This window comes from Xenorhabdus bovienii (assembly GCF_024721015.1).
Classification (GTDB): domain Bacteria; phylum Pseudomonadota; class Gammaproteobacteria; order Enterobacterales; family Enterobacteriaceae; genus Xenorhabdus; species Xenorhabdus bovienii.
Genome location: NZ_JANAIF010000111.1, coordinates 1 through 6,456 on the forward strand (window position 1 = coordinate 1; position 6,456 = coordinate 6,456).

Genomic DNA, 6,456 nt, shown 5'->3' on the forward strand with positions numbered 1-6,456 from the left:
CAGATTAATTTTCATGAGCGCGATCATGATCTGATACAAATGAAAAATCAAGCATCTTCAATGACGACGGATATAAACCAATAAAAGAGGCCTTTTTCCTTGGTTCGGTTATTAATGTTTCCAGTTACATATAAAATAGACTTCTTAATCTTATTAACACGACCCCAAAAACCATCGAAAAATCCTCTGCATTATTGGAGGTATCCATTTCATAAAATGAAGAATTGGACTGTATCTTTGATTGTTACAGAACCGAAAGTGCTGGTAGTTTCTTCAAGGGGAATAGATCGGTTAATAGAGAGAGGCTTAAATAAAAATAATTTTCTTGGTTGGTCGATGTTTTTAGGCTCTCCGGTTTGGAAAATTACGGCAACAAAGATGAATCATTATTTAAATATTGATTACCCTTATAAATATGGTCAATATCGGTCAAAAATAGAAATGTTGGCTAATTGCCCAGAACTAAAATGAATGATTTAAGTTATTCAATCTATATTGAACAGCATCAATAAAATGAAATGATATTAAAATATGACACCAACAAATTCGACAGAAGAATTATTACTGGATATCGCTAACAAAGATAACCTTTCAAAAGAAAATAAAAAAATGCTTATCAATGCGACGGCTTATCCAGACCAAAAAACAAATTATGCGGCAAGAAAACCATGCGCTGTATGCCCACCTCCACAGGCAATACCCGAATTTATAGAAAATCTAATTAGTTCTTTAGATATCAACCAGCCACAACAGATAACAGCGTTTATTGTGGCGTGGTTGAGGAGAAGAAATGTGGGCAAACATGGCTAAAGGCCAATATGCTATTCCTGGTAGTTCTGTAACCAAACATAAAAAGAGCAAACCATCAGAACTGACAGGTAAAGCCTATATTCAGATTATTTCGTTGAAAAATATCCCAAAAACCATCGGGATAACGTTTGAAATCATTCTCTAACAGCTTAGGTTTTTGCCATTCAACTCGACTGAACCCTGCCTTTTGAATAGCTCGTTCATAATCCTCATGGTTCCATCGATAGAAAATAAGGAGGCTTGGTGGTGTCGTTAAAAATTCCACGTGATAATAGGCGCCACCTTTGCATGACTCTTCACTCAGGATATTGATACCATAAATATCGTAGTTACCCTGATTGAAACGGAAAGCGGGTGAAACCGTATAAGCAACTAACTTACCTGAAAGTTTGAGATGGCTAGCGACGACCTGAAACATTTTTTCCAAATCGTCAATCGATTCAGCATAATTGAACAACCAAGCCGCAACAATGATATCAAACTTGCCAAGTGATTCCATATGGCAGACATCTTGCACATGAAATTCTATATCATCATTATACTGTTCCGACTTTTCTCTGGCATGCTCTATCATTGCTTCAGAAATATCCACACCAACGACTTTTGACGCTCCACGTTTGCGTAACTCTCGACCGAAATAACCATATCCACAGGCCACATCCAGAACCGATTTTCCACTGACATCACCAACCATACTGAGTATGGTACGAACGTCTATTTCACGTTGAGGTGTGTCTTCTATGAATTGCTCATAACGTTCTCCAATAGCATTATAGGCTGCATGTTTTTTCGACATGATTATTACTCCCCTGATAAACGGATAATGATAATCGCTCCGATTTTCTACTGTGCAGTTGAAGGCGCTTCATATCTTTATGAATGGCATCTAATTTTACTTGATGGTGCCAATGGCAGATAAAGCTAAAAATTCAAAAAAGTGCAAATATGAGCAGCATTAAGCAACCGCATTTTCAGAAAACAGCCCACAGATTATGTTGCGGGCTGTGCATATATCAATCATGTTATAACGCTATTTCCCTTCCGGCATCAAGCCAATAAACGTTATTTTTTTCCTTGGCTCGGTCATCAACGCTTCCAATCTCTCGACACAGCGCAAGTAATGAGGCGTTTTTTTATGGGCGGCCACCGCAGTTTCATCAGCATAGGCTTCATAAACATAAAAGCGGGTCGGAATATTTTCATCCCTCAGCACATCAAAGCGTAAGTTGCCCGGCTCTTTGACCGAACCAAGGTGATTATCACGAAAAACCTCGATAAATTCGTCAATCTTGTCGGCTCTAACGTTGATTTCGACTAACGTGACTTGCATATTATTCCCCCTTAGCCTTTTCACTCAGGAACAGTTCATAAGCCTGTGCTGGCTTCTCATTGTGATGAACCACCGCCTGAACCGCTTTCAGCATGGCTACCGGCGCTTCGGACTGGAAGATATTCCGTCCCATATCAACACCGGACGCACCCTGATCAATCGCCTGATAGCACATCTCCAGTGCTTCTATCTCCGGTAATTTCTTGCCGCCTGCAATCACAATCGGCACAGGACAGCCCGCTGCGATCCGTTCAAAACCGCTGTCAACATAATAGGTCTTGATAATATTCGCCCCTATTTCAGCGGCAATACGGGTCGCCAGTGAGAAATAACGCTGGTCACGTGCCATATCCTTCCCGACGCCTGTCACGGCCATTGTCGGCATGCCATAGCGCATTCCCTGATCCACCAGCTTAATGATGTTCTTGATGGATTGATGTTCATGCTCAGAACCAATATAAACTTGCGCCGCCACGGCGCACACATTCAGCCGAAGCGCATCCTCCATCGCCACAGCCACCGCTTCATTGGACAACTCAGTCAAAATCGAATTAGCGCCGGATGCACGCAGTACCACGGGTTTATTGGTTGCAGGTGGAACCTGACTGCGCAGAATACCGCGGGTACACATCAGTACATCAGTGTGCTCAAACAGCGGGGCGATATTGATATCAATACGCTCCAATCCCGTGGTCGGCCCCTGAAAATAACCGTGATCAAACGCCAGCATCACCGTTTTATTGGTCGCTGGATTGAAAATCCGCGCCAAACGCGACTGCATTCCCCAATCCAGCGCACCGCTGCCTTTCAATTCAAACAGAGTGTTCTTTTGTGGTATATCAATACCAAAATCTTTACCGTCTTTGATGTCATCTAAATCTGCCATTTCTCTCTCCAGAAGGTGTCAGCCCATAAATTAGAAATCGTATTGGTTGATGTTTTCGCTGGTAAAAATCACACGCTCCGGCATCACAACAATGCCGTTGCCTTTCGCTTCTTGGTGGTATTGTTCTGTGACATTACGGCACCTCATGGCGTTACAGACTTTCGTTTTGCAGACACGGCAATTGAACATTTATTAATTTAAAATACTTTTGTTCACAACTCTAATTCATAATCTGAAGCTTTTGCAATATTTCTATCACATTTTGTGAAAAAGTTAGATCTCCATTAAAATATGTTCAAATTTTTGCGATCGCCCTCTAGCACATCAGAGGCTTTCATGCTTAATTCTTTGCCAGTGGATAAACAAGTTGTTATGTCGATCAAACCAACCAAGAAGCAATCAGTACCAGAGAGAAGCGTGTTATCCGAGGAACTTTCTTATTCAGATAATAACCATTCAGGTCATGGCTATTCAGGAAACAGCATGAGTGAAGAAGAACTACTGGCTCGCATAGCCTGGTTTTACTATCACGATGGTCTGACTCAAGGAGACATCGGTGAATTGCTCGGCCTCAGCCGCCTCAAAGTCTCCCGCCTGCTGGAGAAGGGGCGGCAGTCTGGCGTGATCCGCGTGCAGATCAATTCACGCTATGAAGGGTGTCTGGAATTGGAAGATACGCTGCAAAAACGCTTTAATCTCAAGCAGGTTCGTATACTGCCGGCTCTTGACGGAATAAACCTCAACACCCGTCTTGGCGTCGGCGCTGCCCACCTGCTGATGGCACTGATTGAGCCTAGTCAGCTACTGGCTATCGGATTTGGCGAAACCCCGATGTGTACTTTGCAGCACCTGAGCGGGTTTATTTCGTCCCAACAAATCCGGCTGGTGACGTTATCTGGCGGCGTCGGCCCTTATATGACGGGGATTGGTCAGCTCGATGCAGACTGCCCTGTCAGTATCATTCCTGCACCGCTGCGGGCGTCAACTCACCAAGTCGCCGCGACGTTCCGCGAAGAACGCAGCGTGCGGGATGTGATCCTGGCTGCCTGTGCCGCAGATATCGCCGTGGTGGGGATCGGAGCGATCAATCAGCGACAGCAGGCGACCATCATGCGCTCCGGCTATATCAGCGACGGAGAACAATTGATGTTTGGTCGCAAAGGCGCGATTGGGGATATCCTCGGTTATTTCTTCAATGCAGAAGGTGAGCTGGTCGGCAATATCGATATCCATCAGGAACTGATCGGTATCTCCCTGCCAGAGCTGAAAACGATCCCGAATGTGATCGGTGTAGCGAGGGGTATTGAAAAAGCCGATGCCATCGTTGCCGCACTGAAAGGGGGCTATATTAGCTCGCTGGTAACCGAAGAACAGACCGCAAGAGCTATGCTGACGTAATCGACTAACACTGCTTATCCATCCCCTGTGCCCTATCGAACAAAAAGATAACGACAGACGAGGATAGCATCATGAATCAACGCGCTCATGCTCACCCATCAGGGAAGTATCTGATGGCGCTTGATGCAGGAACTGGCAGTATCCGGGCAGTAATATTTGATCTCGAAGGAAATCAGGTCGCCGTTGGACAGGCTGAGTGGATCCATCAGCCTGTACCGAATGTCGCAGGTTCAATGGAATTCGATCTAAAAAACAACTGGCAACTGGCGTGTCAATGTATCCGCCAGGCACTGCAAAAGGCAGAACTGCCTGCCAGTGCGATTCAGGGCGTTGCCGCCTGCTCAATGCGGGAAGGCATCGTTCTGTATAATCGCAGTGGCGATCCCATCTGGGCCTGTGCCAACGTCGATGCCCGCTCTGGTCATGAAGTCAGCGAGCTGAAGGAGCTTTACGACAATACCTTTGAGTATGATGTTTACCGTTACTCCGGCCAGACTCTGGCACTGGGCGCAATGCCCCGTCTGCTGTGGCTTGCGCATCATCGCGCGGATATCTATCGGCAGGCCAGTACACTCACTATGATCAGCGACTGGCTGGCTTATATGCTCAGTGGCGAGCTGGCGGTTGATCCCTCCAACGCAGGCACAACGGGGATGCTGGACTTAGTCAGCCGCAACTGGCGCCCGAGCCTGCTGGAAATGGCCGGACTACGTTCCGATATCCTTTCCCCCGTCAAAGAAACCGGCACCCTGCTCGGTTACATCACCGGAAAAGCAGCGGCAGAATGCGGCCTGAACAGCGGCACACCCGTCATTATGGGCGGCGGCGATGTCCAGCTCGGCTGTCTCGGCATTGGTGTCGTCAAACCCGCGCAGACCGCCGTACTCGGTGGCACTTTCTGGCAGCAGGTCGTCAACCTGCCAGCACCGATCACCGATCCCAACATGAACATCCGCATCAACCCGCATGTCATTCCCGGCATGGCACAGGCGGAATCCATCAGCTTTTTCACCGGCCTGACCATGCGCTGGTTCCGCGATGCCTTCTGCGCGGAAGAAAAACTGATGGCGGAACGGCTGGGTGTTGATGCTTACAGCCTGCTGGAAGACATGGCGGCACGAGTTCCCGCTGGAGCTTATGGCATCATGCCGATTTTCTCGGACGTCATGCGCTTTAAATCGTGGTATCACGCTGCCCCTTCCTTCCTCAACCTGTCGATTGATCCGGAAAAATGCAACAAAGCGACGCTATTTAGAGCACTGGAGGAAAACGCGGCCATCGTCTCGGCCTGTAATCTTGATTTGATTGCTGATTTTTCCGGTGTTAAGCCAGACTCGCTGGTCTTTGCCGGCGGTGGTTCCAAGGGCAAACTCTGGTGCCAGATCCTCGCCGACGTGACAGGATTACCCGTGCGGGTTCCTGTAGTTAAGGAAGCAACCGCGTTGGGCTGTGCAATTGCGGCGGGCGTGGGGGTTTCATTGTATGACTCACTGCCTGAAACCGGGGAAAAACTGGTGCGCTGGGAGCGGGAATATCAGCCGGATTTGACACATTGGGAGATTTACCAAAAAACGAAAAAAAATTGGCAGGCAGTGTACACAGACCAACTTCATCTGGTGGATGACGGGCTGACGACATCGCTGTGGAAAGCGCCGGGGTTGTGAATATGTTCCTTCATATACAAATTAAATATTCTTCTTAGTCCCATTAACATAACCAGAAACGCCAGTATATTAAACCGGACAAAATTAACACAAAAAGGAAATAGTATGTAAAATATCATACACTTGATACTTAAAGGAAATAAACAGGGTTTAATCTCTGCTGACTGTTCAGCACCAGATTCAATCGGCAATCTTTATCAATGTGTGAGTGAATACTATGTCTGATGCTGATCAACAAATTGAACACATGACCAAAAAGCCCTCTATTCCTATAGAGGGCTTTTACTATATAACCTCAGCTTCGTTTAAGAATAGCGATATCAGTATCCCGTAAATTCAAGCTCGGTTTTTTAGGCTGGAATGTATAA

General features: G+C 46.4%; 7 protein-coding genes and 1 pseudogene. 4 read left to right on the forward strand and 4 right to left on the reverse strand.

Annotated elements, in window-relative coordinates:
- Nucleotides 1–216 precede the first annotated feature (216 nt).
- A complete protein-coding gene (locus NXS07_RS17985; RefSeq protein ID WP_038217433.1) occupies nucleotides 217–471 on the forward strand; it encodes a hypothetical protein in 255 nt (84 codons plus the stop codon).
- A 60-nt stretch (nucleotides 472–531) separates the two neighbouring features.
- The gene (locus NXS07_RS17990) at nucleotides 532–810 is read left to right on the forward strand and encodes a hypothetical protein (RefSeq protein ID WP_038204421.1); all 279 of its coding nucleotides are present in this window, start codon (nucleotides 532–534) and stop codon (nucleotides 808–810) included.
- A gap of 55 nt (nucleotides 811–865) precedes the next feature.
- Here NXS07_RS17990 and NXS07_RS17995 read toward each other — a convergent pair whose 3' ends face one another.
- The 4 genes and pseudogenes from NXS07_RS17995 to NXS07_RS18010 all read right to left on the reverse strand — a co-directional run.
- Nucleotides 866–1,606: a class I SAM-dependent DNA methyltransferase gene (locus NXS07_RS17995; RefSeq protein WP_038217431.1), complete on the reverse strand. Its 741-nt coding sequence runs from the start codon at nucleotides 1,604–1,606 to the stop codon at nucleotides 866–868.
- A 234-nt stretch (nucleotides 1,607–1,840) separates the two neighbouring features.
- The gene (lsrG, locus tag NXS07_RS18000) at nucleotides 1,841–2,140 is read right to left on the reverse strand and encodes a (4S)-4-hydroxy-5-phosphonooxypentane-2,3-dione isomerase (RefSeq protein ID WP_258087323.1); all 300 of its coding nucleotides are present in this window, start codon (nucleotides 2,138–2,140) and stop codon (nucleotides 1,841–1,843) included.
- 1 nt (nucleotide 2,141) lies between these two features.
- On the reverse strand, nucleotides 2,142–3,026 hold the full coding sequence (gene lsrF / locus NXS07_RS18005) for a 3-hydroxy-5-phosphonooxypentane-2,4-dione thiolase (RefSeq protein ID WP_038217428.1): 885 nt from the start codon (nucleotides 3,024–3,026) through the stop codon (nucleotides 2,142–2,144).
- 30 nt (nucleotides 3,027–3,056) lie between these two features.
- Nucleotides 3,057–3,146 (reverse strand): annotated as a pseudogene (locus NXS07_RS18010) (hypothetical protein); the annotation flags it as partial.
- A 252-nt stretch (nucleotides 3,147–3,398) separates the two neighbouring features.
- Here NXS07_RS18010 and lsrR point away from each other — a divergent pair.
- Nucleotides 3,399–4,424: a transcriptional regulator LsrR gene (lsrR, locus tag NXS07_RS18015; protein WP_038204479.1), complete on the forward strand. Its 1,026-nt coding sequence runs from the start codon at nucleotides 3,399–3,401 to the stop codon at nucleotides 4,422–4,424.
- Between the two features lie 71 nt (nucleotides 4,425–4,495).
- Nucleotides 4,496–6,088, forward strand: a complete 1,593-nt coding sequence (lsrK, locus tag NXS07_RS18020) for an autoinducer-2 kinase (protein ID WP_038204409.1) — start codon at nucleotides 4,496–4,498, stop codon at nucleotides 6,086–6,088.
- The last annotated feature ends 368 nt before the right edge of the window (nucleotides 6,089–6,456 follow it).